The 25,395-nt window shown below is 65.6% G+C and carries 22 protein-coding genes, 1 tRNA gene and 1 riboswitch; of the genes, 11 read left to right on the top strand and 12 right to left on the bottom strand.

Features of this window, described 5'->3' with window-relative positions; genetic code table 11:
* Positions 1–85: 85 nt before the first annotated feature.
* Positions 86–1,657 carry a 2Fe-2S iron-sulfur cluster-binding protein gene (locus FLQ03_RS08335; protein WP_144372421.1) on the top strand — a complete coding sequence of 524 codons (1,572 nt, stop codon included), beginning with the start codon at positions 86–88 and terminating at the stop codon, positions 1,655–1,657.
* Positions 1,658–1,669: 12 nt separating this feature from the next.
* Positions 1,670–2,293 (top strand): glutathione S-transferase family protein, encoded by a 624-nt coding sequence (locus FLQ03_RS08340; RefSeq protein WP_206210898.1) that lies wholly within the window; start codon positions 1,670–1,672, stop codon positions 2,291–2,293.
* Between the two features lie 45 nt (positions 2,294–2,338).
* Here FLQ03_RS08340 and FLQ03_RS08345 read toward each other — a convergent pair whose 3' ends face one another.
* Positions 2,339–3,238, bottom strand: coding sequence for a LysR family transcriptional regulator (locus FLQ03_RS08345; protein ID WP_144372422.1), 900 nt, complete (start codon positions 3,236–3,238; stop codon positions 2,339–2,341).
* 121 nt (positions 3,239–3,359) lie between these two features.
* Between FLQ03_RS08345 and FLQ03_RS08350 the strand changes: the two genes are divergently transcribed.
* From FLQ03_RS08350 to FLQ03_RS08360, 3 genes are all read left to right on the top strand, one after another.
* A complete protein-coding gene (locus FLQ03_RS08350; RefSeq protein ID WP_144372423.1) occupies positions 3,360–3,899 on the top strand; it encodes a carboxymuconolactone decarboxylase family protein in 540 nt (179 codons plus the stop codon).
* Between the two features lie 36 nt (positions 3,900–3,935).
* Positions 3,936–4,424, top strand: coding sequence for a YHS domain-containing (seleno)protein (locus FLQ03_RS08355; protein ID WP_144372424.1), 489 nt, complete (start codon positions 3,936–3,938; stop codon positions 4,422–4,424).
* 329 nt (positions 4,425–4,753) lie between these two features.
* Positions 4,754–5,314, top strand: a complete 561-nt coding sequence (locus FLQ03_RS08360; protein ID WP_170252352.1) for a PEP-CTERM sorting domain-containing protein — start codon at positions 4,754–4,756, stop codon at positions 5,312–5,314.
* 68 nt (positions 5,315–5,382) lie between these two features.
* Here FLQ03_RS08360 and FLQ03_RS08365 read toward each other — a convergent pair whose 3' ends face one another.
* The 5 genes from FLQ03_RS08365 to FLQ03_RS08385 all read right to left on the bottom strand — a co-directional run bounded on the left by FLQ03_RS08365 (position 5,383) and on the right by FLQ03_RS08385 (position 10,547).
* Positions 5,383–6,573 (bottom strand): glycoside hydrolase family 5 protein, encoded by a 1,191-nt coding sequence (locus tag FLQ03_RS08365; RefSeq protein WP_144372426.1) that lies wholly within the window; start codon positions 6,571–6,573, stop codon positions 5,383–5,385.
* A gap of 67 nt (positions 6,574–6,640) precedes the next feature.
* The gene (locus FLQ03_RS08370; protein WP_144372427.1) at positions 6,641–7,654 is read right to left on the bottom strand and encodes a transporter; all 1,014 of its coding nucleotides are present in this window, start codon (positions 7,652–7,654) and stop codon (positions 6,641–6,643) included.
* A 99-nt stretch (positions 7,655–7,753) separates the two neighbouring features.
* Positions 7,754–8,527 carry a DUF2861 family protein gene (locus FLQ03_RS08375; RefSeq protein WP_206210899.1) on the bottom strand — a complete coding sequence of 258 codons (774 nt, stop codon included), beginning with the start codon at positions 8,525–8,527 and terminating at the stop codon, positions 7,754–7,756.
* Positions 8,524–9,168 (bottom strand): response regulator transcription factor, encoded by a 645-nt coding sequence (locus FLQ03_RS08380; RefSeq protein ID WP_144372428.1) that lies wholly within the window; start codon positions 9,166–9,168, stop codon positions 8,524–8,526. Before FLQ03_RS08380 ends, FLQ03_RS08375 begins: the two co-directional genes overlap by 4 nt.
* Positions 9,165–10,547 (bottom strand): ATP-binding protein, encoded by a 1,383-nt coding sequence (locus tag FLQ03_RS08385; protein WP_144372429.1) that lies wholly within the window; start codon positions 10,545–10,547, stop codon positions 9,165–9,167. Before FLQ03_RS08385 ends, FLQ03_RS08380 begins: the two co-directional genes overlap by 4 nt.
* 96 nt (positions 10,548–10,643) lie before the next feature.
* On the opposite strand from FLQ03_RS08385, the gene earP reads away from it, so the two are divergent.
* From earP to FLQ03_RS08400, 3 genes are all read left to right on the top strand, one after another.
* Entirely contained in the window at positions 10,644–11,786 is a 1,143-nt protein-coding gene (gene earP / locus FLQ03_RS08390; protein WP_170252353.1) for an elongation factor P maturation arginine rhamnosyltransferase EarP, read from the top strand.
* A 56-nt stretch (positions 11,787–11,842) separates the two neighbouring features.
* Positions 11,843–12,406 (top strand): elongation factor P, encoded by a 564-nt coding sequence (gene efp, locus FLQ03_RS08395; RefSeq protein WP_144372431.1) that lies wholly within the window; start codon positions 11,843–11,845, stop codon positions 12,404–12,406.
* A gap of 85 nt (positions 12,407–12,491) precedes the next feature.
* Positions 12,492–12,660: riboswitch (yybP-ykoY riboswitch) on the top strand.
* A gap of 1 nt (position 12,661) precedes the next feature.
* The gene (locus FLQ03_RS08400; protein WP_144372432.1) at positions 12,662–13,222 is read left to right on the top strand and encodes a TMEM165/GDT1 family protein; all 561 of its coding nucleotides are present in this window, start codon (positions 12,662–12,664) and stop codon (positions 13,220–13,222) included.
* A 57-nt stretch (positions 13,223–13,279) separates the two neighbouring features.
* Here FLQ03_RS08400 and FLQ03_RS08405 read toward each other — a convergent pair whose 3' ends face one another.
* The 3 genes from FLQ03_RS08405 to rnr all read right to left on the bottom strand — a co-directional run bounded on the left by FLQ03_RS08405 (position 13,280) and on the right by rnr (position 20,375).
* Positions 13,280–15,082 (bottom strand): DUF3857 domain-containing protein, encoded by a 1,803-nt coding sequence (locus FLQ03_RS08405; protein WP_170252354.1) that lies wholly within the window; start codon positions 15,080–15,082, stop codon positions 13,280–13,282.
* A 317-nt stretch (positions 15,083–15,399) separates the two neighbouring features.
* A complete protein-coding gene (locus FLQ03_RS08410; protein ID WP_170252355.1) occupies positions 15,400–17,250 on the bottom strand; it encodes a DUF3857 domain-containing protein in 1,851 nt (616 codons plus the stop codon).
* Between the two features lie 122 nt (positions 17,251–17,372).
* Positions 17,373–20,375 carry a ribonuclease R gene (rnr, locus tag FLQ03_RS08415; RefSeq protein ID WP_144372435.1) on the bottom strand — a complete coding sequence of 1,001 codons (3,003 nt, stop codon included), beginning with the start codon at positions 20,373–20,375 and terminating at the stop codon, positions 17,373–17,375.
* Between the two features lie 89 nt (positions 20,376–20,464).
* Between rnr and FLQ03_RS08420 the strand changes: the two genes are divergently transcribed.
* A tRNA-Leu gene (locus tag FLQ03_RS08420) sits at positions 20,465–20,551 on the top strand.
* Positions 20,552–20,674: 123 nt separating this feature from the next.
* Here the strand turns inward: FLQ03_RS08420 and dtd are convergent.
* A complete protein-coding gene (gene dtd, locus FLQ03_RS08425; RefSeq protein ID WP_144372436.1) occupies positions 20,675–21,127 on the bottom strand; it encodes a D-aminoacyl-tRNA deacylase in 453 nt (150 codons plus the stop codon).
* Between the two features lie 82 nt (positions 21,128–21,209).
* Here dtd and yaaA point away from each other — a divergent pair, with 82 nt between their 5' ends.
* On the top strand, positions 21,210–21,989 hold the full coding sequence (gene yaaA / locus FLQ03_RS08430; RefSeq protein WP_144372437.1) for a peroxide stress protein YaaA: 780 nt from the start codon (positions 21,210–21,212) through the stop codon (positions 21,987–21,989).
* Positions 21,990–22,053: 64 nt separating this feature from the next.
* On the opposite strand, the gene FLQ03_RS08435 is transcribed toward yaaA, so the two are convergent.
* Both FLQ03_RS08435 and FLQ03_RS08440 read right to left on the bottom strand, forming a co-directional pair.
* Positions 22,054–23,052 carry a 2-hydroxyacid dehydrogenase gene (locus FLQ03_RS08435; protein ID WP_144372438.1) on the bottom strand — a complete coding sequence of 333 codons (999 nt, stop codon included), beginning with the start codon at positions 23,050–23,052 and terminating at the stop codon, positions 22,054–22,056.
* A gap of 58 nt (positions 23,053–23,110) precedes the next feature.
* On the bottom strand, positions 23,111–24,700 hold the full coding sequence (locus tag FLQ03_RS08440; protein WP_206210900.1) for an EAL domain-containing protein: 1,590 nt from the start codon (positions 24,698–24,700) through the stop codon (positions 23,111–23,113).
* A gap of 174 nt (positions 24,701–24,874) precedes the next feature.
* On the opposite strand from FLQ03_RS08440, the gene FLQ03_RS08445 reads away from it, so the two are divergent.
* Positions 24,875–25,393 (top strand): hypothetical protein, encoded by a 519-nt coding sequence (locus tag FLQ03_RS08445; protein WP_144372439.1) that lies wholly within the window; start codon positions 24,875–24,877, stop codon positions 25,391–25,393.
* Positions 25,394–25,395: the final 2 nt, after the last annotated feature.

Consider the following 25,395-nt stretch of genomic DNA (forward strand, 5'->3'; position numbering starts at 1 on the left):
AGCAATAGTCCCTTGCCCGGCACGACGATTCTGCTGCCGCCCGGCGTGGCACACACTGGCAGGTACACCGTTTCGGGAGACCACCATGCCACGCGCCTTCGCCACCCTCACCTTTACGCCGCACGTGAAAGCGGCGCAAACCCGCTACCACAGCCGCGACGCCAACCACGGTTTCGAGCTGGGGCCGGACAGCGGCGCTACGCTGGGCCCGGCCGAGGCAGAGTTCATCGCCGCCCGCGACAGCTGTTACCAGGCCACCAGCGGCAGTAACGGCTGGCCCTACGTGCAGCACCGCGGCGGCCCGGTCGGCTTTCTGCAGGTACTGGACGCGCACACGCTGGCCTACGCCGACTTTCGCGGCAATCGCCAGTACCTGTCGGTGGGTAACCTCGGTGGCAACCCGCGCATGGCGCTGATCCTGATGGACTACCCCAACCGCCGCCGGCTGAAGCTGTGGTGCGAAGCCCGCGTGGTGGACGCCGCCGACGACCCGGCGCTGATGGCGCAACTGGAAAACCCCGCCTACCGCGCCCGCATCGAGCGCGCCATCGTACTGCAGGTCAACGCTTTCGACTGGAACTGCCCGCAGCACATCACGCCACGCTTCAGCGCAGCCGAGCACCACGCCGAGCTGGCGCCGCTACAGACCGAACTGGCCCGCTTACGCCAGCAGCTGGCCAGCCAGCAGCAGCGCCCCACCACGCTGGGCGACGGTCCGCTGCCGTTGCGGGTGCGCAGCGTCACCCGGCTGGCGCCACGCGTGCTGGGGCTGACGCTGGAACACGCCGATGGCGCCGCGCTGCCTGTTGCCGCCGCCGGCAGCCACCTGTCGCTGCCGGTGCTGCTGCCGGACGGCCGTAGCGGCTGGCGACCGTACTCGCTGACCCGCATCCAGCCACAGCGCTACCAGTTGGCCATCCAACTGGCCGAAGACGGCCGTGGCGGCTCGCGCTACATCCACCAGCATTACGCGCCGGGCCTGCTGCTGCACTGCGCGCCACCGGCCGGCCACTTCCGGCTGCCAGCGGAAGCGGCCAAACCTGTGCTGCTGATTGCCGGCGGCATCGGCATTACGCCGCTCATGGCGATGGCGCGCCAGCTATGCGCGGCCGGCCAGCCGCCGCAGCTTTATTACAGCGGCCGCGGCAGCGACACGCTGGCCTTTATCGATGAACTGACGGCCTTGCTGGGCGAGCGGCTGCACTGCCACGACAGCCGCCACGGCCAGCGGCTGGACCTGGCCGCGCTGCTGGCCGCGCAAAGCGACGATACCGAGGTGTACGCCTGCGGCCCGGCCGGCATGCTGGACGCGCTGCACGCCGCCACGCAGCAGCTGGGCTGGGCACCGGGCCGGCTGCACAGCGAGCGCTTCGAGGCCGACGCCAACCGGCCAGCGGCGCCGTTCACGCTGCAGCTGGCACGCAGCCAGCGCAGCATCGCCGTAGCCGCCGGTCAAAGCGTGCTGGCGGCGCTGGACGCGCACGGCGTGCATCTGCCGCGCAGCTGCGAAAGCGGGCACTGCGGCACCTGCGTGGCCACGGTGCTGGCCGGTGAAGTAGACCACCGCGACAGCGTGCTTGGCCCGCAGCAGCAGCAAACCCGGATGTGCACCTGCGTATCCCGCGCGCAGCACGGCACCCTCACCCTCGACCTGTAAACGGAGACCACCATGCTGACACTGTACGAATTCGCACTCTCGGGTAACTGCCACAAGGTGCGCCTGCTGCTATCGCTGCTGGGCGTACGCTATCAATCGCAGCCGGTAGACGCGGCGGCCCGGCAGCACAAAGCGGCCGGGTTTCTGGCGATGAACCCGCTGGGGCAGGTACCGGTGCTGTGCGATGGCGAACACTGTCTGCGCGACAGCCAGGCCATCCTGTGTTACCTGGCGCGCCGCTACGACGCCAGCGGGCTATGGCTGCCGCAGGACGCACTGGTTCAGGCCCGCATCGTGGGCTGGTTGTCGCTGGCAGCAGGCGAAGTCAGCCGCGGGCCGGCCGCGCTGCGCCTGCATTACAAATGGGGCCGCGCCATCGATACCACCGACGCCGAGGCTGCCACGCAGCAGGTACTGACGCTGCTGGAAGCCCGGCTGGGTGAGCATGACTGGCTGGCAGACACGCGGCCAACCATTGCCGACGTGGCGGTGCAGCCCTACCTGGCGCTGGCCGGCGAAGGGCGGGTAGCACTGGCGGCCTGGCCGGCTACCCGGCGCTGGCTGGCGCGCATGGCGGCGCTACCCGGCTACTGCGCGATGCCGGGTATGACCGACCCGGCAGCGCTGGCCGACTGACCCACGGGCATGACGGGCGGCAGCCATGGCCGTTCGCCCACCCACTCAGGCCAGCGTGGCGTCCTGCCGCAGCGCCGCGCTGATGAAATCGACAAACGCCCGCACCTTGGCCGCGCCGCCGCGTTCCTCGCGGTGCAGCACATGAATGGGCAAGGCCGGCGGCTCGTTGCCGGGTAGCACGCGCTGCAACTCGCCGGCGGCCAACTGTGCCGTCACCTGGTAGGACAGTACGCGGGTAATGCCCATGCCGGCACAGGCGGCGGCAATGGCGCTGTCGTTGCTGGTAACGGTCAGCCGCGGCTGCAGCCGTACCGCACGGTTGCCGTCGGCGGTGGCGAAGTGCCATTCCTGCGTCGGGCTGATGGCGCTGGCGGCCACAATCTGGTGCCGCGCCAGATCGTCGATATCTTGCGGCATACCGTGCTGCGCCAGATAAGCAGGCGCCGCCACCAGCACCCGCCGTACCTGCCCCACCCGCACCGCCCGCAGGCTGGAATCCGGCAGCTCGCCAATGCGGATGCCCACGTCCACCCCCTCTTCCAGCATGTTCACCACCCGGTCCAGAAACAGGCAGCTCATCGCCACCGCCGGGTACTGCTGCATGAATGCCGTCACCTGCGGCATCACGTACAGCTTGCCGAACAGCACCGGCGCGGTCAGCACCAGTTGGCCGCGCGGCTCGGCGTTAATGCCCGCCGCCGCGTCGTCGGCCTCCTGCACCGCCAGCAAGATGCGCCGCACGTCGTCCAGATAACGCTGGCCGGCGTCGGTCAGCCGCACGTGGCGCGTGGTGCGGTAAAACAGCCGCACCCCCAGCGCCTCCTCCAGCGCCGCCACCGCCCGCGTTACCACCGGCGCCGACAGCCCCAGGCGGCGGGCGCCACCGGCAAAGCCTTGCGCGTCGGCCACCGCCTGAAATACCTGCATCTGCTGAAAGCGGTCCATTTGCATCACCAGTCGAAATAATCAATTACCAAACACGGTAATTCTTCTTTTGACCAATAGCAATCACACTGCACTTACCGACTGCACTTCGCCGCCGGCCCCTCGCAAAAGGACACACACCATGAGCCGCATCAGCATCGTCAGCAACGCCCAGGCCAACGCCGAACAACACGCCCTGTTTGACGCCATCCAGGCCAAGCTGGGCACCGTCCCCAACTTCCTGCGGGTGTTTGCCCACTCGCCCGCCGCACTGCAAGCCTTCCTCGGCCTGTATGGCGTAGCAGAAAACGGCGCGCTGGCCCCGGCCACCCGCGAACGCATTGCACTGGCACTGGCGCAACAGAACAGCTGCGAATACTGCGTGTCGGCGCACACCGCCATCGGCCGCAAAGCCGGCCTGGACAACGACGAAATGGCGGCCAACCGTGCCGGTAGCAGCCAGGACGCCCGTGCCGCAGTCGCCGTGCAGCTGGCACGCAGCCTGGTGGAACACACCGGCGACATCACCAGCGCCGAGCTGCACGCGGCCCGCGCCGCCGGCTACAGCGACGCCGAGATCGTGGAAATCATCACCCACGTCGGGCTGAACCTGCTGACCAACATCCTGGGCAAGGCCAGCCAACTGGATATCGACTTCCCGCGTGTGGCCCTGCACGGCTAAGCCACAGACCAGCCCGCTCTGACGAAAGGAAACATCATGCGCCTTACCCGCACCCTGCTGGCCGCCACGCTTGGCGCCGCCCTGCTGCTGGCCGTCGCCCCGGCTGCCCGCGCTTACGACGAAACCTCTACCGCTGCCGTCAATGTGGACGCCCAAGGCGTGGGCTTGCACGGTTACGACCCGGTGGCCTACTTCAGCGACCAGGCCCCGGCGCTGGGCGACGCCCGCTGGCAGGCCAGCTACGACGGCGTGCGTTACCGCTTTGCCAGCCAGGCCCACCTGAAGCAGTTCCAGGCCAACCCGGCGGCCTACGCGCCGCAGTTTGGCGGCTTCTGCGCGATGGGCGTGGCGCTGGGCAAAAAGCTGGACGGCGACCCGCTGGCGTGGAAAGTGGTGGATAACAAGCTGTACCTGAACGTGAACAAGGACGTACAGAAAAAGTGGCTGGAAGACGTACCCGGCCATATCCGCAGCGCGCTGGAAACCTGGCCAGCCATTGCCCACCAGGCACCGAATGCGCTGTAAGCGCAGCCTGGCTGCATACCACCCCCCTGTCTGCCACGCAGCCAGGGGGTGTTTTTATGGACGCGGCCAAGCAGAGCTCGCCGCCACAGGGTTGCACTGATCCGGCAACACCGGGCCGCACCTTGCACAGCCGCAAATTCCACGCCTTGCATTGGCCTCCGTGGCCGGCGGGCTTAAGCCACGTGGGGAGCAAGCCGCCCGTCACGCCAGCCCTTTTCGTGCCATTCACACGACAACGATGCGCTTAACAAGCATATTCAATTGTCAATTTCAAAAAAGCCAATACAATCCAATAAACTAATTTCTAAAGAAAGACCGCACAGATGCGCTTGTCTTCTCCCACTCTGCTACTGGCACTGGCACTCGGCAGCCTCAGCGCCCCGGCGTTGGCAAGTTACAACCTGGTGAGCAATGGCAGCTTTGATAACGGCTTGACGAGCTGGACCCAAAGCGGCAAATGGACTCAATACGACTTTCTCACGCCATCCAAAGCACTGGCTTTGGGCAACTATCCGACGGATGGCGTCGCCGGCGTAGAACAGGCACTGCCTACCCAGAACGGCAAGTGGTACAACGTATCGCTGCTGTGGCAAACCTCGGGCAGCAACCAGTACAGTTCGCCGATGCAAACCCTGCAGGTGCTGTGGAATGGCAGCGTGCTGGGCCGCATCGACAACAGCCCGGCTGCGCACGGCACGCTGTCGTTTTCGGCACTGGCTACCGGCAATGACAAGCTGACCGTGCAGGGTTTCAGTTTTAACGGCTACAACTATGTGGACAATATCTCGGTTACCAGCGCGGTACCGGAACCGGAAAGCTACGCCATGCTGATGCTGGGCCTGGGCCTGAGTACAGCACTGCTGCGCCGCAAGCGCCAGCAAGCCCGCTAACCCGGCACTACCCGATCCTGGCGCCGGCCTGGCAAACACACCAGGCCGGTGCGCTGTTGCCATGCCTCTTACGGCGTGTTGCTAGCCGCCAGCCGGCGCGCAATCGGCTGCCACTGCGGCGTGTTGCCGCGTGGTAGCGCATAAGGCTTGCCCTGTTCTTGCGCCTGCCAGTACTGCCACGGCAGCGCTTTGTCGCCCAGCTCGTAGTCGTAACCGTCGTAGGCGTCTTCGCGCCACGCGTACACCGCCCAGTGCGCCCCCTGCCCTTCCACTAGCTGCAACACGTCTTCCAGATACGCCGCGCAACCCGGGCTGCGACGGTGGCAGCCGAACTCGGCGGCCACCATGCGGCTGGCTGGTACGCCGTGCGCCCGCGCCCAGTCGTGCGCCGGCGCCAGCCAGGCGGCAACGGCAGCTTTATCCCAACGCTGGCCGGCCACCACGCCGGGGTAGCGCCACGGCTGCGGCTGCTTGTGGTTCTTCGGGTTGCTCCAGGCGTAGGGCTCGTACATGTGGTAGGCGTACAGCGTGCGGCTATCGGCGCTGGGCTGCGGCCAGTAGGCCAGGCCGCCGCGGGCGCTGGCGTACCAGCTGCCGTCAAGCATGAGCGGCGTGTTGGCGTCCACGCTGCGGATGGCGGCGGTGAGCTGGCGGTAGAACGCCGGCAGGTCGCGCGTACCGCCCTGCTCGCGGCGGTACCAGGCCTGCAGCGCCGGCAGGCTGGCGTCCTCGGCCACGTCGCTGCCTTTTTCCGGCGCCGGCTCGTTCACCAGGTTGTAGGCGGCCACCGCCGGGTGGTCTTTCAGCTGCTGCGCCAAATCGCGCCAGAAGTCGGCGCTTTGCTGCCAGTAGCGTTTGTCCTGCCACAGACGGCCATCAAAGCGGTTGCCGTTGTTCTGTCGCCAGCGCATGCCGGGCAGGCTGAGCGGAGCGATCACCACCTTGATGCCGGCAGCGTGGGCGGCGTCCAGTGTGCGGCGCAGCGTGGCGAGGTCGGCCGCCACCAGGCCCTGGTAGCGGTCGGCGTTGCCGATCAGGAAATCGCGTTGCGCCGGCTGCCATTTGTCGTACGCCAGCCGCACCCATTCCACGCCCTGGGCGCGGGCGGTGCGGTACAGCGCGGCGTCGGGCACTTGCCGGTTCATGATGTTGACGCCGTGGCGCGGGCGCGCGTCCCAGAAGGTAATCAGGTCGGCGCCGTGGGCCAGGTTGGCCGCCAGCAGCGCGCCGGCCAGGCACAGGCGAAAGGAAAAGGCCATCGTTTGCTCCGTGAGGTCAGATGGCGGCATTACAGCGCAGCGGCGGCGGCGCTGTGTCAGGCGAATGTCAGAACCGCTCGCGCCAGCGGAATGCCCAGCGCCCCACCAGCAGCGTGAAGCCGGCCACCAGCGCCACCAGCAGCCAGAAGCCGTGCGGGTTGGCCGCAAACGGAATGCCGCCCACGTTCATGCCGAAGAAGCCGGCCACCATATTGATGGGCAGCGCCAGCACGGTGACCAGCGTCAGCGTGAACAGCGTGCGGTTGGTCTGCTCGTTCAGCACCGCGGCCAGCTCTTCCTGCAGCAGCTTGATGCGCTCCACCAGCGATTGCAGGTCGCCCAGCACCAGCGAAAAGCCCTCGGTGGCCTCGCGCAGGTCTTGCAGCTCCTGCTCGCCCAGCCAGGCCGGCGGCTTGTTCAGCAGGCGGAACACCGAGCCCGGCTCCGGCGCCAATAGGCGTTGCAGGCGGACCAGCATGCGGCGCAGCGCGGCCAGCTCGGCACGGCGGTCGCCCAGCCGCTGCGCCAGCAGGCGGTCTTCCAGCTCGTCCACCTTGGCGGTGCTGTCGCGGGCGATGCGGATCAGCAAGTCGGCCTGGTCCTGCAGCAGGTGCACCAGCAAGGCCGGCGGCGAGGCAAACCCCTGGCCGCGCTTGACGCTGGCGCGTAGTTGGTCCACCGCGCGCAACGGCTTCAACCGCGCCGTCACCAGCACTTGCGGCGTGGCGCAGGCCCACAGCGTGGCCACGTCGGTCACGCTGTGGTCAAACTCGAAGGTGACGTCGTTCACCACCGCCAGCAGTACTTCGTCCACGTGCTCCAGCCGGGTGGAGCCAGCCACGCTGCCCAGCTGCTCGAAGAACACTTCGGGCAGCGGCAGGCTGTGGCGCAGCCAGCGCTGGCAGGCGCTGTGCGACAGGTTGAGGTGCAGCCACAGAAAGCTGTCGTCGGGCAGGCCGGCGGCCAGCAGCGGCGGCAATGCGTCGGCGGCCAGCGGCTGCCCGGGCTGCGACGGGGTAAAGCGGTAAGCGCAGATCAGGCCGATCTGCTCGCTATCAAAACGGGTATTGCCTGCCGCCATGTCTGCCCTCCCGGCGCTTGCCACACGCCAGTATGCGACAGGCGCGTGACAGCGCGGTGACGGTGGCCAGCAGCGCCCGGACACCGGCAACGCGGGCTGCTAGCGCGGCCCCACCTGGCGCTGCACCACGCGCAACACCAGCGCGCCACGGGCTTCGGCCTGTACCAGTGCCAGGCTCTGCCATTGCTCGCCGTTGGCCGCAGGCCAGCGCAGCGCCTGGCCCGGCGCGCGGCGCTGCCACCACAGCAGGGCAAAATCGCTGCGCCGCAGCAGTGATTGCTCCAGCCACGGCGCCGGGCAGGCGGCACGCGGCGGGGGCAAGCGGGCCACACCCAGCGGTTGCCGCGCCAGCCAGCCCAGGTTGGCCACCGGTGGCAACAGCAGCTGCACCTGCCACTGCTGCTTGCCGGCCTGCAGCAGCAGACGGTAGCGGCCGCCGGCCAGCGGCGCGGCCAGGTCCGGCCCGGTGAGGCGGAAGCGGCGGCCGCCTTCAGCCTCGTAACGAGCGCCGGCTAGCAGATTGCTGCCGTGATCGTCCAGCAACTGCGCGCTGCGGGCGTCGCCTTCGCCGCTGAGCGTGACGCGATAGCTGCGCGCCAGCGGCATGTCGCGCTGCGCCAGCTCCAGCGTCAGCGCCGGTTGCCACGGCGGCAACTGCAACGGCGCGTCCTTGCCGCAATGTTCGGCGGCCAGCGCCGCCAGTGCTGCCTGCCAGCTATCGCGCTGCGCCTGGCTGTCCAGCTGCGGCCAACTGGCGGCCAACGCCTGCCACGCCGCCGCGGCATCACCGCCAAGCAGTGCACGGTTGACGGCGTCCAGCGGCGTGGCCGCCAGGCATGGCGCGGCCAGCATGCTCAGCAGCAGGCGCTTCATGCCGCGTGCAGCCGGTAACCGACGCCGCGCAGCGTCTCGATGGCGATGCCGGGCAGCTTCTGCCGCAGCTGCAGGATGTGGGTGTCCACGGTGCGGGTGCTGGGGAAGTGGTCGTAGCCCCACACCTGGTTCAGCAGCTCGTCGCGGCTCATCACGCGGCCTGCCATGCGCGCCAGCGTGGCCAGCAGCGCAAACTCGGTGGGCGACAGCGCCACCGCCTGCCCCTGCCAGCTGGCGGCCTGCCGCGCGGGGTACAACTGCAAGGCGCCTACCTGCAGGCTGCCGTCGCCCAGCTGGCGCAGCTGGGCACGAATGCGCGCCAGCAACTCCTGATGGGCAAACGGTTTGCTGAGGTAGTCGCGGGCGCCGGCGTCCAGGCCGGCCACGCGGTCGGCCACCTCGACACGGGCGGTCAGCACGATCACCGGCAGCGCCTTGCGCGCCAGCCAGCCCGGCAGGTGGCGCAGGCTGTCGCCGTCGGGCAGGCTGCGGTCCAGGATCACCAGGTCGGCCTGGTGCCAGCAGGCGGCCACACCGTCGGCGGCAGCCTGCCACAGGCAGGTGTAACCCTCGGCTTGCAGGTAGCGCTGCAGGCTGTCGCCCAGCAGCGGGTCGTCCTCGATCAACAACAGGGTACTCATGGTGCGCTTTCGGCCTGCCGCGCCGGCAGGCAAAGGGTGAAGGTGGTGGGCGGGCCGGACAGCCGCAGCCGGCCGCCCATGCGGCGCATGGCGTCGGCGACGATGCCCAGCCCCAGGCCCATGCCGTCGCCGGCGCTGTCGCGTCGTAGCAGGCGGTGCAGCCGGTAATGCGGCAGACGGCCGGCGTCGGTGACGTGCAAGGTCAGCATGCGGCCATCCCAGGCGGCGTGTAGCTGCCACGGCGCGCGGCCGTGGCGGCGGGCGTTGGCCAGCAGGTTGTCCAGACACAGCGTCAGCCAGTACGGGGTGAGCAGCAGGGTAACGTCCTGCTGCAGACAGTAGTGGCACTGGTGGCGTTCGGCCACGCCGTCCAGCCAGTCGGCCAAGGGCACCGGCTGCAGCGCCTGTGCAAAATGGCCGGCGCCCAGGTAGTGGCGGCTGGCCTCCGCCAGCTGGCGCAGGCGCGCCACGCCACCGGCCAGCTGGCCGAAGCTGTGCTGTGCGGCAGGCGGTAGCAGGTCGAACTGGCTGCGCAGCTGCTCTACCACGCCGGCCAGGCCGGTGATGGGCGTGCGCAGTTCGTGGGTCAGCAATTGCAAGGCGCGGCGGCGTTCGCGCTCCAGGCGGCGGCGCTGCCAGGCCAGCCACAGCAGGCTCATCGCCGTGGCCGCTACCAGTACACCACCCAGCAGGCGCCACGGCCACGGGCTGGGTGGCAACGGCTGCAGGCAGTCGCGGCCCAGCCGGGCCTGGCACGCGCTGCTGCCCTCGTGCGCCCACTGCCAGCCCAGCTCGGCCAGCAGCGGCTGCCACTGCACGGCACGGTACTGCCGCCAGTGGCCGTCGTGCAGCCACCACAGGCTGTCGCCCTGCCGCAGCCAGCGCTCGCCGGCCAACAAAGCGTCGAGCTTGTCGTCGGACAACGCGGCCAACGGTGCCAGCGCGTCGCTGCGCTCGCGCAGATGCAGGCCGGCAGCCGGCGCGCCGTGCGGCCAACGCTGGCGCCAGACGCCGGCACTGCTGCCGCCCAGCGGGTGTACCGGGTGCGCGGCCCACCAGGCGGCGGGCAAGGGTTGGCCGCGGCAGTAGGCACGGGCAAATTGCTGCCATGCCACCGCTACCGCGCCCAGGTTGCCCTGGCACTGCTGCTGGTAATGCGCCAGCTGGCGCAAGGCGGTTAGCGGGTAATCGCCCCACGCCGGCAGCAGGCTGCGCGGCTGCAGCAGCGCCTCCGGCAACGCCTGCAAGGCCGCCAGCGGTACCGACGCCACCGGGGCCACCGGCTGCAAGCGGGCGGCCAGCGCGTCGCCAGGGGCGATAACGGGCGAGGCGGCGTGCACGGCAGCGCCGAACAGGCACAGGATAAGCAGGCGTTTCATCTGCTCATTATATGGCGGCGCGGCCAGCCTGCCGGCCGCTGCAACGCCGGCAGCAGCCCGCTATACTGGCGCCCTGTCATCCCGCCGGTATCTGTCATGCATTGCTCCCTGTTCTGTCGCGTCATCGATAACTACGGCGATATCGGCGTCTGCTGGCGGCTGGCGCGCCAGCTGGCGCACGAACACGGCTGGCAGCTGACGCTGTGGGTGGACGACCTGGCCAGCTTTGCCCGCATTGCGCCGGCACTGGACGTGGCGCTGGCCCGCCAGTGGCTGGACGGCATCGAGGTGCGGCACTGGGCGGACACCCTACCGCCAGACGCCGCCGTCGGCGAGGTGGTGATCGAAGCCTTTGCCTGCGAGCTGCCGGACGGTTATCAGCACGCGATGGCGGCACAAGCCAAGCCGCCGCTATGGCTGAACCTGGAATACCTGTCGGCCGAAGACTGGGTGGAAGGCTGCCACGGCCTGCCGTCGCCGCACCCGCGCCTGCCGCTGCAAAAGTACTTTTTCTTCCCCGGCTTTACCCCGCGCACCGGCGGCCTGCTGTGCGAGCAAGCCTTGCAGGCCGAGCGCGACGCGTGGCAGGCCGACATCGCGGCACAGCACGCTTACTGGCAAGCGCGCGGCGTACCGCCCTGCCCGCCCGGCGGCGTGCGCTACAGCCTGTTTGCCTACGACAGCCCGGCGGCGGCGCAATGGGTGCAGCAGTTGGCCGCCGGCAGCCAGCCGGTGCAGCTGCTGCTGCCGATGGGCAAGGTGGTGCCGGACGTGCTGCAGGCGCTGGGCCTGCCAGCAGGCGCCGCCGCCGGCCAGCACTATCAGTGCGGCCAACTGGCGCTCTACCTGCTGCCGATGAGCGACCAGCGCGGCTACGACCGCCTGCTGTGGAGCTGCGATTTCAACGTGGTGCGCGGCGAAGACAGCTTCCTGCGCGCGCAATGGGCCGGCCGGCCGTTTGCCTGGCACATCTACCGCCAGGACGACGACGCCCACCTGGACAAGCTGGCCGCCTTCCTGCAGCACTATTGTCGCGCCATGCCGCCTGCGCTTAGCGAGGCGGTGCAGGCCTTCATGCAGCAATGGAACCGCAACCGGCTGGCCATCGAAGCCTGGCCAGCCTTGCAGGCGCAATGGCCGGCATGGCAGCAGCATGCCAGGGCCTGGCCAGGGCAAATTCTGGCCGGCGGCAGCCTGGCGCAGCGGCTGGTGCAATTTGCCGAATTCAGGCTACAATAGCGGGTTTTCTGGAAATCCGTTTCCATTCCAATTCAAGACATTAGGACTTTATAAGCATGAAAACCGCACAGGAACTCCGCGCTGGTAACGTATTCATGGTTGGCAACGACCCGATGGTGGTGCAGAAAGCCGAATTCTCCAAATCCGGCCGTAACGCTTCCGTTGTGAAGATGAAAATGAAGAACCTGCTGACCGGCGCCGGTACCGAAACCGTCTACAAAGCCGACGACAAGTTCGACGTTGTCGTACTGGAAAAGCGCGAGTGCACCTACTCCTACTTCGCTGACCCGATGTACGTGTTCATGGACACCGAGTTCAACCAGTACGAAGTTGAAGCGGAAAACATGGAAGACGTGATTCCGTTCATCATCGACGGCATGGAAGACCAGTGCGAAGTGACCTTCTACAACGGCAAGGCCATCTCCGTTGAGCTGCCGACCACCGTGGTACGCGAAGTGGAATACACCGAGCCGGCCGTTCGTGGCGACACCTCCGGCAAGGTACTGAAACCGGCCCGTATCAAAGGCACCACCCTGGAAATCCCGGTACCGGCCTTCGTTGAAATCGGCGACCTGATCGAAATCGACACCCGCACCAACGAATTCAAGAAGCGCGCCTAAGCATTCGCGCCTTCCCGCAAACGGCAGCCCTCGGGCTGCCGTTTTTGCTTGTCGGCGCCGCGTGCTGCCGGTATCATGCCGGCTTCCTGAGGGAGTAGCCGCCCTGCGAGACAGCAGGGGCTTGCGTCAACACACTTGGCCGTTCGGCCATGGCGCCAGCGACATTCGGTTTGGCAAGACTCATGATTCGCCATGCACAGCGGGGGCTGCGCCATGGTGGGTCATGACGTATGCGCAGCCCCCTTGGAGTCTTTGATGGAAGCCTTCTTCCTGTCCACCGGCATTGTTTCCCTGGCCGAAATCGGCGATAAAACCCAGCTTCTGGCCCTGCTGCTGGCCGCCCGCTTCAAGAAGCCCGTTCCCATCATCCTGGGCATCTTTGTCGCCACCGTGCTGAACCATGCCGCTGCCGCCTGGCTGGGCCACGTTGCCACCGGTTTTATCGACATGAATATCCTGCGCTGGGTACTGGGCGTGTCGTTCATCGCCATGGCGGTGTGGATGCTGATTCCCGACAAGCTGGACGACGAAACCAATCTGTTCGAGCGCTTTGGCGTGTTTGGTGCCACCTGTATCGCCTTCTTCCTGGCCGAGATGGGCGACAAGACCCAGATCGCCACCGTGGCGCTGTCGGCACGCTACATGGACGCCACCATTGGTGTGGTGATGGGTACCACGCTAGGCATGATGATCGCTAACGTACCGGCGGTATTGCTGGGCGAAGTGGCGGCGCGCAAGCTGCCGGTAGCACTGGTACACAAGATCGCCGCCGGCATTTTTGCCGTGGTGGGCGTACTGACGCTGGTGAGCTTCTAAGCGCGAAACGCGACGATGCGACCAACCTGACAGGTTGGCCGCATGGCCGGGCAGCCGTTACTTTTGCAGAAGAATCTGCGCCTGGCCGTCGCACTCTTCCAGCTGGTCGACAAACCGGCCGAACTCGGCACTCCGCATGGTATCGGCAGACAACCACAACGATTTACGCACCCACTGCTGCGCCAGCCCTACCCCGTTTTTGACCGCTACTGCCTTCAGCGTGTAGTCGGCCCAAGGCGAATGCACTTGGCAACTGGCAGGCTGGGCCAATGGCTTGACGCCATGCACCCGCGTCACGTTGATCTCATTGCCCGCCTCCATCAGGTAATCCGTCACGCCGTTCTTGGCTTGCCATTGTCGCCAGGTGGCAACCCGGCCAGCAGCCTGACGCAAGTCCAGCAAACGGAAGGCCCCCAGCGGCTTGGTGACTTGCGCGACCTTAGCCGCAACCGTGTAACGGTATGGCGTGGTCAGCAACGCTGGCACCGCGGCACGCTGCACCTGATGACTGACCTTGACCATGCCACTGGACAACAAACCCTCGGCCAGCAGTCTGTCCTGCCCCTCTTTACCCAGCACGGTCTCCATCCCCAGCATCTGGCGCGCCATGCTCCCAGCCAGTTCGCCTTCTGCTGCCAGTTGCCAAGTGCGGCCATCCAGCGAACTGAAATCCAGCTGCTGCCGGTTGTAGCTTGTTTCTGCCAGCACCAGCGGTATGCGGTCGGTCTTCACTTGGCCGTCGTCAGTCAATACAAAGACAGTGCGGTCTTGCAACACACGTACCGGGCCGTGCAATACGTTCAGCTTTTGCGTCGGATCCAGCCAGTAAGACTGCCCTGCCACCTGCAGCCTGACGATGGCGTGATTCAGACCATTTTGTGGCGATAGCAGCAATGGCGTGTTATCGGCATCGGCACGCACCAGTGCTACGTCGGCTTGCAAGCCGGCAGCCCGTAACATGGCCGCCAGCGTCAGCGCCATATCCTTGCAGTCACCAAAACCACGCTGCTCGATCTGCGCCAGCGTAAACGGCAAGTAACCATTTTCCGATATCCGCCAGTCGCCCATATAGCGGATGCGGGTATTCACGTCCGCCACCAGGCTGGCTAGCTGCTGCTGCCACGGCTTACCCTGTACCGCTGCCACTGCCGCAGCAGCCTGCGTCGGCAGCGGGGCTGCCAGACGTTGCGCAAAACCGGCGGCAATCGGCGCCAGATAACGCAAGGGGTCGGCCTCGGTACTGACATCAATCACTGGCAGCTTGCGCAAGGCAAAACGGCTACCGGGCTCTGTCACGTCAAAGAACATTGGCTGGAGACTGCGTACGGCTAACGCCTTGCCGTCGGCAGACTGCGTCACCTCGATGCGACCATCCAGATGGCGCCCGGCCCACTGCAGCGGCTGATCGGCGCTGATTTTCCAGTCGAACTCGTCTATGCGCTGACTGCCGGGGGACACCCCCTGCAGCATCGACAAAGCCTTGAAAGGCTCGACTCTCGCAGTTTTACGGCGATACTCCAGCACGATGGTACTACCGGTACGCACCGCCGGAAAAGCAACCGTCAGATAGCTGCTACTCACGAAGCCTTGTTGCCCGGGCATGCTACCGCGCTGGATATCGCCTTCCGGCACAGCAACTTCCTTGCCATCAGGCTGACGGGTATAGGCACGTAACAAGGTAAGCGTTTCGTGCTCCTGAAACACCAGGGTAGTGGTACCAAAAACATCACGGCCACTATCACTCAGAATGGTTACCGCTTGCTCGATGCGGCAGTCACTACCTTCTGCGACTTGCCACTGGCAATCTTGTCGCAAGCGCAAAGCAGAGTTGGCTTCCAGCGGAGATTTGAAAGCAGCCATCGCTGGCATGGACACCGCAAGACACAGTAAAAGCTTGGCAGACTTGATCATGTATCAATAATTATTCTCATTGGCAATTTAGCAAAATACAACAGAGTCATAGGCAAAACAAGCGCAGCAGACCCGACCGGCTCTTGCTACAGCAGTTAATAAAACAAAACCGCAGCACCAGGCTGCGGTTTTGTTTTTGCTTGCTACGCCGGGCTTAACGGCGCGGACTGCGGCGGCTGGTTTGCTCTCGGCCTGCTTCGGCGCTACCGGCTTGGCTTAAACCTGTTTGGTTTCAACCGATTAGGCTGCGTTTTTTGCAGGCGGGCTTATTTCTGCAGCAGGATTTGTGACTGCGCTTCGCACAGTTCCAACTGGTCCAGCATGCCCGCGAACGCCGGGCTGGCCAGTTCTTCCGCGCTTACCCACAGCCGCTTGCGCAGCCACTGCTGACGCAAGCCCACGCCATCAGCCACTTTTAGCGGATCGATGCGGTACTCCAGCCACGGCGAGATGACTTCGCAGCGCTCCGGCTCGGCCACCGCACGAACGCCGTGCAGCCTGACCGTAGCCGAGCCACCGCCGGTTTCCAGCAGATAATCGCTGACACCTGCCTTGGCCTGATACTCGCGCAGTGCCGCCAAGCGGGCATCAAGAAAACGCAGATCCACTAGGCGGAAGCGGGCCAGGGGACGCCAGAAATTGCGGGTACTCCCCGTAGCCGTAAACCGATAGGGCTGATCCAGCAGGCGCGGCAATGGCGAGCGCGCCACCTTGGCATTGCTCAATCTCATCGCACCATAGGTAAAACTATCGGCCAACTCCCGATCGAGCGCCTGCGCCCCCTCTTCCAGCTCGGTATGCAACAGGTTCCGGGCAACAACACCACTGAGAGTGCTGCTGCCAGCTACTTGCCAGACGCCATCCGCCGCTGGCGTGTAATCGATTTGCTGCACTTCCTGGCTTTGCAAGGGATCGTTGGCCGCAATAAGCGCAGCTTGCACCTGGCCATCACGCAGCAGATAGGCAGGGCGGTCCTCCAGCTGCGACAACACCCCACCCAGCGCATTCAGCTTTTGCGTACCGTCCAGCCAGTAATCACGGCCGTCTACCTGCAAGTGCACGATGGCGTGGTTCAAATAGCCGTGCGGGGTCAGCAACGGCGGGGTGTTATCCACACCCGCCTGTACCAGCGCCACCTCGGCCTGCAAACCTGCCGCACGCAACATGGCGGCCAACGTCAGCGCCATGTCCTTGCAATCGCCAAAACCGCGCTGCTCGATCTGCGCCAGCGTAAACGGAATGTAGCCGTTTTCGCTGCGACGCCAGTCGCCCATGTAGCGGATACGCTCGTTGACATCACGCAAGATAGTGGCCACCTGCTGCTGCCACGGTACACCCTTGACGCCATCAACCGTTGCCTGAGCGCGTGGCGGCAAGGCATCGCGCAAGCGTTGGTCGAAAGCCTGCGCTACCGGTGCCAGATAGCGCAACGCATCCGGCTCGGTGCTGATCTCCAGCTGCGGCCCCAGCCGGAAACGGAAGCGGCGGCCACTTTCGGTGGTATCCAGAAACAAAGGCTGGGTCAGGCTGGCCGTAAACACGCGGCCTTCATCCTGCTGCGCTACTTGCAGCAAACCTTCCGTGTATTTGCTGCGCCAGTGCAACGACTGGTCCGATTCGATACGCAGGTTGAGTTGGTCGTAGCGAACGGCATCGGCATCCATCCTGATACGCTCGGACAAGTTGGCAAACGGGGCCACCTGCGCCTCCTGCCGGCGCTGGCGAATCACCAGCGTACTGCCGACCGCCACTTCGGGAAACGCCAGCTTGATGAAGCGATGGCCCTGGAAGCCGTTTTCACCGGGCACGTCCCCCTGCTGGATGTCCCGCGACGGCACCTTGAGCTTGCGCCCATCCGGTTGCAGGGTATACGCCTCCTCGATTTCCACCTTGTCGCCGGCGTTGGCCCACACCGTATAGCTGCCCAATGCCCGCCCGGCATCTTTCAGGATGGTGGTTTGCTGATCGATGGTGCAATCACTACCCTTCTGCACCAGCCAGCGGCACTGCTTGTCCAGCTTGACCGCCACCACCGCTTCGCTTTCCGGTTTAAGCGCAGCCTGACTTACCTGGCTGTAGATACCCGCCAGCAGTAGCGCCATCAGGGTTTTCTTCATGCGGCTCTCCTTGTGCTTCATTTTCTTGTCATTAGAAAGCACATTATGCACAAGTCATTTCCATCGATAAAACAAAACCGCAGCACCAGGCTGCGGTTTTGTTTTTGCTTGCTACGCCGGGCTTAACGGCGCGGGCTGCGGCGGCTACGCGGCTTGGGCGCAGCGCCATCGGCCGCTGGCGCGGCAGGTGCCGGACTGGCCGGCGCCTCACTGGCTGGCGCAGGGTTGGCCGCAGCACTAGCCGCCGGCTTGCGACGGCGCGGCGCTTTGGCGGGGGCGGCATCAGCTGCCGGAGCGGCAGTTTGCGGTGCCGGCTGGCTAGCAGCCTGTTGAGGCTGGGCTGGCTCGGCCTGGCTAGCCGACACCTTGGCAGCAGCCGCTTTGCGCGGTGCACGCGGCGGCTTGGCCGTGACCGGCGCTTCAGCGACGGCCGGCTTGGTCTCAGCCTGCTTCGGTGCGACCGGCTTGGTTTCGACTTGCTTCGGCTCAACCGGCTTGGCTGCGACCTGCTTAGGCGCTAGCGGCTTGGTTTCAACCTGCTTGGCTGCAACCTGTTTGGTTTCGACCGGTTTGGCCTCGACCGTCTTGGCTTCAACCATCTTCGGCTCAACCGGCTTGGTTTCGACCTGCTTAGGCGCTACCGGCTTGGCTGCAACCGGCTTGGTTTCCACAGGTTTGGCAGCCGCTGCCTCTGCCGGCTTGTTGGCCGCATTGCCCTTGCCACGGTGGCGCTTGCGCGACGACGGCTTGGCTGCCGGCACCGGCTCGCTGGCCACCGGCAATACAGCCGGCACCAGCTTGACGCTGACTTCCGCCACCGGCTTGGCCGGGGCCTTCTGCGGCGGCTCGAAACCGCCCTGGCGACGCTTGTCGCGGCGGTGTTTCTGCTGGCGCGAACCGCGATCGTGGTCGCGACCGCCATCCCTGCCACCGTCACGCCCGCCATCGCCCTTGCTGCGGCCAACATCGAGCAGCGCAAAGTCTACCTGCGCGGTTTCCAGATCGGCGCGCATCACCTTGACGGTAACGGCATCGCCCAGCTGGTAACGCAGGCCGCTCTTTTCGCCGATGATGGCTTGCAGGTCCTTGTGGAAGTGGAAGTAGTCCTTGCCCAGCTCGGAAATGTGGATCAGGCCTTCTACGTACAGCTCGTCCAGCAGCACGAAAATGCCGAAACCGGCCACCGCGCTGATCTTGCCGGTGTAGACCTCGCCGACCTTGTCGCGCATGTAGTAGGTTTTGAGCCAGGACTGCACGTCGCGGCTGGCGTCGTCGGCGCGGCGCTCGGCCATCGAGCAGTGCTCGCCGATGGCTTCCCATTTGCCCGGCTTGTACTTCTTGTCGGCCAGGATGGCTTTGATGGTACGGTGTACCAGCAGGTCGGGGTAGCGGCGGATCGGCGAGGTAAAGTGGGTGTACGCCTCGTACGACAGGCCGAAGTGGCCCAGGTTTTCCGGCTGGTACACCGCCTGCTGCATGGAGCGCAGCAGCATGGTCTGGATCATGCTGGCGTCCGGGCGCTCGCGCACGCGTTCGGCCAGCTCCGCGTAATCCTTGGTGGTGGGCTTGTCGCCACCGCCCAGCGTGAGGCCGCTGACGTTCAGGAAACGGCGCAGGTTTTCCAGCTTCTCGGGCGTGGGGCCTTCGTGCACGCGGAACAAACACTTGTGCTCGTGCTTCTGGATAAACTCGGCCGCGCAAACGTTGGCCGCCAGCATGCATTCCTCGATCAGGCGGTGGGCGTCGTTGCGCACCACCGGCACGATCTTGTCGATCTTGCCCTGCTCGTTGAACAGCATCTGTGTTTCGACGGTGTCGAAATCCACCGCGCCGCGCTTGTGGCGTTGCGCCAGCAGCTGCTGGTACAGCGCATACAGTGTTTCCAGCTGCGGGCGCAGTTTGTGCTCGCCGCCTTCGGACAGCAGCTGCCATACCTGGGTATAGGTAAAGCGGTTCTGCGAGCGCATCACGGCCGGGTAGAACTGATATTTCTTCACTTTGCCGCGTGCCGATACCTGCATGTCGCACACCATGCACAGGCGGTCGACGTCGGGGTTCAGCGAGCAGATGCCGTTGGACAGCTCTTCCGGCAGCATGGGGATGACGCGGCGCGGGAAGTACACCGAGGTGCTGCGGGTGCGCGCATCCACGTCCAGCGCGTCGCCGGGGCGTACGTAGTGGCTGACGTCGGCAATGGCCACGATCAGACGGAAGCCTTTGCCGCTCTTTTCGGCGTACACGGCGTCGTCGAAGTCGCGGGCGGTTTCGCCGTCGATGGTCACCAGCGGCAGGTCGCGCAGGTCAACGCGGCCCTTGATGTCTTTCTTGCCCACCTTCTGCGAGGTGGCCACGGCCTGGGCCACGGCTTCGTCGCTGAACACGTGCGGCAGGTCGTGCTTGCGCAGCGCAATTTCGATTTCCATGCCCGGGTCGGCGTAGTCGCCAAGCACTTCGCTGACCTTCACGATGGCCTGACGGTGCGCGTCGGGGTAATCGACGATATCCACCATCACCACCTGGCCGTGCTTGGCGCCGCCGTCACCGCCGGCTTCCACCAGCATTTCCTGGCGCACGCGGCGGTCTTCGGATACCGCGTACCACACGCCGCGCTCGCTATAGATGCGGGCGATCAGGCGGGTGGTGGCGCGTTCCAGTACCTCGACGATGCGGCCTTCGGTACGGCCACGGCGGTCGGTACCGCCCGGACGCACCATGACACGGTCGCCGTGCATCACCTTGTGCATTTCGCGTTCGGACAGGTAAATGTCGTCGCCTTCGCCGCTCTCGCGCACGGCGAAACCGTAACCGTCACGGTGGCCGGAGATGCGGCAGGCAACCAGGTCGAGTTTCTCTGCCACGCAGAGCTCGCCCTTGCGGTTGATCAGGATCTGGCCGGCACGCTCCATCGCGCGCAGGCGTCGCTCGAACAGGTCCAGTTCGTGCTCGTAAATCGGGAAAGCGGCCGCCAGCTCCTCTGCGTGCATCGGCACGCCATTTTTTTCGAGGAGTTCAAGAATGAATTCGCGGCTAGGTAAGGGATTGTCGTATTTGGCTTTTTCGCGACTGAGGAACGGGTCCTGCAGGCGTAGCGCCGATTTATTGCTGTTTTTTCTATTGGAGGCCATTGACACTTCCAGAATCGTCATTATAATGCGTGCTTCTTCGATGCACTGATCGAAACAAGTCAGCGGCATCGATGATACAGCAAAGCAGCGCCCAGGTGGCGGAATTGGTAGACGCACTAGGTTCAGGTCCTAGCGCCCGCAAGGGTGTGGAAGTTCGAGTCTTCTCTTGGGCACCAGTTAAAAAAGCCGTTGACACAGTCAACGGCTTTTTTGCTTTACAGCGCCGGTTTGGCGCCCCCCTCCCCGCCTCGCCACCCGCACAAGGCCTGCCGCCGTGCGGCCAACCCTGTACTACCGGCTTATTCCGGCGCCTTGCTGTCCAGCCAGATGGTGACCGGGCCATCGTTCACCAGCGCCACCTGCATGTCGGCGCCAAACACGCCGGTGGGCACCGGCTTGCCCAGCGCGGTTGCCATTGCCTGCACAAAGCGATCGAACATCGGCTGCGAAATCTCGCCCCGTGCGGCGCGGCTGTAGCCGGGGCGGTTGCCCTTCTTGCAGCTGGCAAACAGCGTGAATTGGCTCACCGCCAGCACTTCGCCCCCTGCGTCCAGCACCGAGCGGTTCATCACCCCCGCGTCGTCATTGAAAATGCGCAACTGGCTTACCTTGCGCACCAGCCAGTCGATATCGGCGGCGCCATCCGCCTCTTCCACCCCCACCAGCAGCAGCAAGCCGGCGCCGATCTGCCCCGTGATGCTGCCGTCTACCGTTACCGACGCCTGGGTAACGCGCTGTACCAATACCCGCATGCCTGCCTTTCCTGCCCGCCCCGTTCACCGCAGGCGGCGCCATGCATTAGAATGGCCGCCGCCTACCGCCAAAGGACGTGACATGTTGATGGTTATTTCGCCAGCCAAAACGCTGGACTACGACACCCCTGCCCACACCGCCCGCCATACGCAGCCCGGCTTCCTGGCCCACAGCGCCGAGCTGATCGCCACGCTGCGCCAGCTTAGCCCGGCCGACATCGGCCAGCTGATGGGCATCAGCGATGCCCTGGCCACGCTGAACGCCGGACGGTTTCACGACTGGGGCGGTGAATTTACACCAGAAAACGCCAAGCAGGCAGTGCTGGCGTTCATGGGCGATGTCTATGAAGGGCTGGACGCCGCCAGCCTGAGCGAGCCGCAGCTGGACTGGCTGCAGCAGCACCTGCGCATTCTGTCCGGCCTGTACGGCCTGCTGCGCCCGCTGGACCTGATGCAGGCCTACCGCCTGGAAATGGGCACCCGCCTGGCCAACCCGCGCGGCGCCAACCTGTACCAGTTCTGGGGCGACATCATCACCGACGCGCTGAACGCCGAACTGGCCAAACAGCCGCTGCCGCAGCTGGTGAACTTGGCCTCGGACGAGTACTTCAAGTCGGTGAAGCCGAAAAAACTGCAGGCCACCGTGATCACGCCGGTGTTCCAGGACCTGAAAAACGGCCACTACAAGATCATCAGTTTTTACGCCAAACGCGCTCGCGGCCTGATGGCGCGCTGGGCGGTAGCACACGCGGTGAGCGATGCCGAGGCACTGAAGGGCTTTAACAGCGAAGGCTACGCTTTCGATGCCAACGCCTCGGACGCCACGCACTGGGTATTCCGTCGCGACCCGCTGGCGCAATAAACACGCTAGTCGCAAACAAAAAGGTTGGCCGCGGCCAACCTTTTTTCATTCGCAACGCCACGCGCTACTGCGGCAATACCTCGTTGGCCAGCGCTGCGCCGGTGGCAAAGGCCGTGGCGTTGCCCAGCGTGGTATCGGCGATATTGGCCAGCGCCTCGCGCGTCAGAAAGCCCTGATGCGAGGTGACCAGCACATTGGGGAAGGTCAGCAGCCGCGCCAGCTGGTCGTCCTGCAGGCCGGTATCGGACAAATCCTCGAAGAACACGCCCTCCTCCATTTCGTACACGTCCAGCCCCACCCCCGCCAGTTGGCCGCGCTTCAGCGCGTCGATGACGGCCGGCGTATCCACCAGCGCACCACGGCTGGTATTGATCAGGATGGCGCCGGGTTTCATCGCCGCCAACGCCGCCGCGTCGATGATGTGGCGCGTGGCCGGCAGCAGCGGCACGTGCAGGCTCAGCACGTCGCTGTGCGCCAGCACCTCCGCCAGCGGCGCGTAGTCGAAGCCCAGCCGCGCCGCCAGCGCCGCGTCCTGCTGCGGGTCGCAGGCCAGCACGCGCATGCCGAAACCGCGGGCAATGCCGATGGCGGCCTCGCCGATACGGCCGGTGCCGATCACGCCAAAGGTCTTGCCATAGAGGTCAAACCCCACCAGCCCGTCCAGCGAAAAGTCCATCTCGCGCACGCGCACATAAGCCTTGTGGATGCGGCGGTTCACCGCCAGCAGCAGTGCAAACGCGTGCTCGGCCACCGCGTGCGGCGAGTAAGCCGGCACCCGCGCCACGCGGATGCCGTGCTGGCGGCAGGCGGCCAGGTCCACCCCGTTAAAACCGGCACAGCGCAGTACCACCAGCTTGACGCCCAGCGCGGCCAACCTGGCCACCACGGCGGCGTCCAGCCGATCGTTGACGAAGGGGCAAACGGCGTCAAAGCCCGCCGCCAGCTCGACGGTATCGGCGTTCAGCCGCGGCTCGAAAAAAGCCAGCTCGTGGCCGAAGCGGGCATTGGCCAGCGTCAGCGCCTGGCGGTCGTAGTGTTTGGTGTCGAATACGGCAATTTTCATGCAGGCTCCCGCGTGTCATCCGGCAAAGCGGCATCATGCCGCAGCGGCTGGCCGCTGGCTAGCGCGAGGGGCTGGGCTGCAGCGCGCGCAGTTGCTGCTCCAGCGCGGCGACGCGCAGCTTCAGCTCGTGCTCGGTGGTCACATCGGAAATGATGCCGTACCAAGCCTGTACCTGGCCGCTGGCGTCCAGTGCCGGGAAAGCCCGGCTGAGCATCCAGCGCCAGCTGCCGTCCGGCCACAAAATGCGAAACTCGATGCGGAACGGCTGCTTGCTGGGCAGATGCGCCAGCCAGGTCTCGCGCACCCGTAGCCTGTCTTCCGGGTGCATGCGTGCCAGCCAACAGGCATGGCGCTCGTGATGGCTGGCATCGGACGGGCAATCCACGTACTCGCCCATATAGTCCACCAACCCGTCCGGGCCGGCGCGCCAGGTCACGTTAGGGCCCAGCTCCAGCACGGTACGGAAGTGGGTTTCGCTTTGTCGCAGCTGGGTTTCGGCTTCCACCCGGCTAGTGATATCGATGACCACCAGCGACACCCCTAGCGGGAGCTGCTGGGCGTCGGCAATCAGCTGGTGCGCGATCAGGAAGATCGTTCCGCTTGGTTGATGACGATACTCGGCCGCTTCGCAGGCCTCACCCGCCATCACCCGCAGCAGTACCGCCATCAGGTCGGGCGTCATTTCGTGGCCGAACAGCTGGCTGGCGGGTTTGCGCAGCATGAAGTCCAGGCCTACCCCCAGATAGCTGGCCAGACGCGGATTGGCACTGACCACACGCATCTGGCAATCGATGAAACACAGGCCGACCGGCGAATCCTGGTACAGCGCCTCCAGCTGGTGCAGGCGCTGAAACGGCGACAAGTCCATCGACGTTTGCGCCGCTTCCTCGCCCCACTGCTGCAGCAGCTGCCAGGCCTGGGCGGCGGGCACTGCCGGCGACCACAGAAAACCCTGACCGACATCGCAGCCCAGCTTGTGCAATAGCGCCGCCTGGCCGGCGGTTTCCACCCCCTCCGCCACCACGGTCAGCCCCAGGCTTTGCCCCAGCCCAAGCACCGCCGTCACGATACGCAAGGATTGCGCGTCCCCCTGCAAGGCGGCCACGAAGCTGGCGTCGATCTTGATTTCGTCAAACGGCAGCGAGTGCAGCCGCGTCAGGCTGGAATACCCGGTGCCGAAGTCGTCCAGCGACAGCGCCATGCCGTGCTGCTTCAGGTCGTCCAGCACCTGCTGTACGGCGGCGTTATCGTGGAACAGCGCATTTTCGGTAATCTCGATCACCACCCTTTGCAGCGGAAAACCGCTGTTGCGCACGGTGCCGATCAGGTCATCCACCAGCGAGGGCAGCAGGAACTGCGCCGGTGCCAGGTTGAAGGCCAGCGAAAAGCGGCCGGGCCAGTTGGCAGCCTGCCGGCAGGCGTCGGCCATCAGTGTCAGCAGCAAGGTATGCAGCACGCCGCAGCGCTCTGCCAGCGGAATGAAGGTCGCCGGCGGCACACGGCCATGCTGCGGCGAATCCCAGCGCGCCAGCACCTCGAAGCCGCATACGTGCCCGCTGGCCAGGTTCAGTTGCGGCTGGAACGCCGGCCAGAACTCGCCGGCAGCCAGGCCGTGCCGCAAGGCGGCTACCCATGCATCGTCGGTCACATCGTCTCCTTATGGGCTGCTGCGGCCTATTGTGTCGCACTTTTAACGATAAGTGACAATCTGCGGTACTGCCACTGTCAGCACCATGTACCGCCAGCGATACAGCCACGACAAGCTGCCGACAAGCGCACGCCGCATGATGTCACCATTGTCACACCCGATGAGGTCAACATCATGCGTTTCGCCCTGATCGCTGCCAGCTGCGCAGCCCTGCTCTCCAGCCTGGCCATGGCCAGCGGCCCGGCCCTGAACGATAACGATGGCCAGCAGCCCCCGCCGCCGCCGCCGGGTGCCGAAAAACCGCTGCCGCCGTCGCTGGGCATGCTGCTCAAACGCGTACTGCCGGCGCTGAAGCTGGATAGCAAGCAAGACGCGCTGTGGGTGAAAGCCGAACAAGCCGACGCCAGCAACCAGATCGAAGCCGGCCATGCCATGATGCGCGCGCAGATGACGCTGCGCGACAAGCTGGCCGACGGCAAAACCAGCCTGTCCGACGCCTTCCGCAGCCTGGAAAGCACCCGCAAGGTGCCGCCGCAGCCGTCCCCGGCCTGGCTGGCTTTCTTTGACAGCCTGAACGCCGAGCAAGGCAAGCTGGTGCGCCAGGCGCTGCTGACGCCGCCGCCGGGCAAACCGCACGGCCGCCCGGGCGACGCGCCGCAAGGCGAAGAACGCCCGCCGCAAGCGCCACGCTAAGC

Source organism: Vogesella urethralis (assembly GCF_007644045.2).
GTDB classification, from domain to species: domain Bacteria; phylum Pseudomonadota; class Gammaproteobacteria; order Burkholderiales; family Chromobacteriaceae; genus Vogesella; species Vogesella urethralis.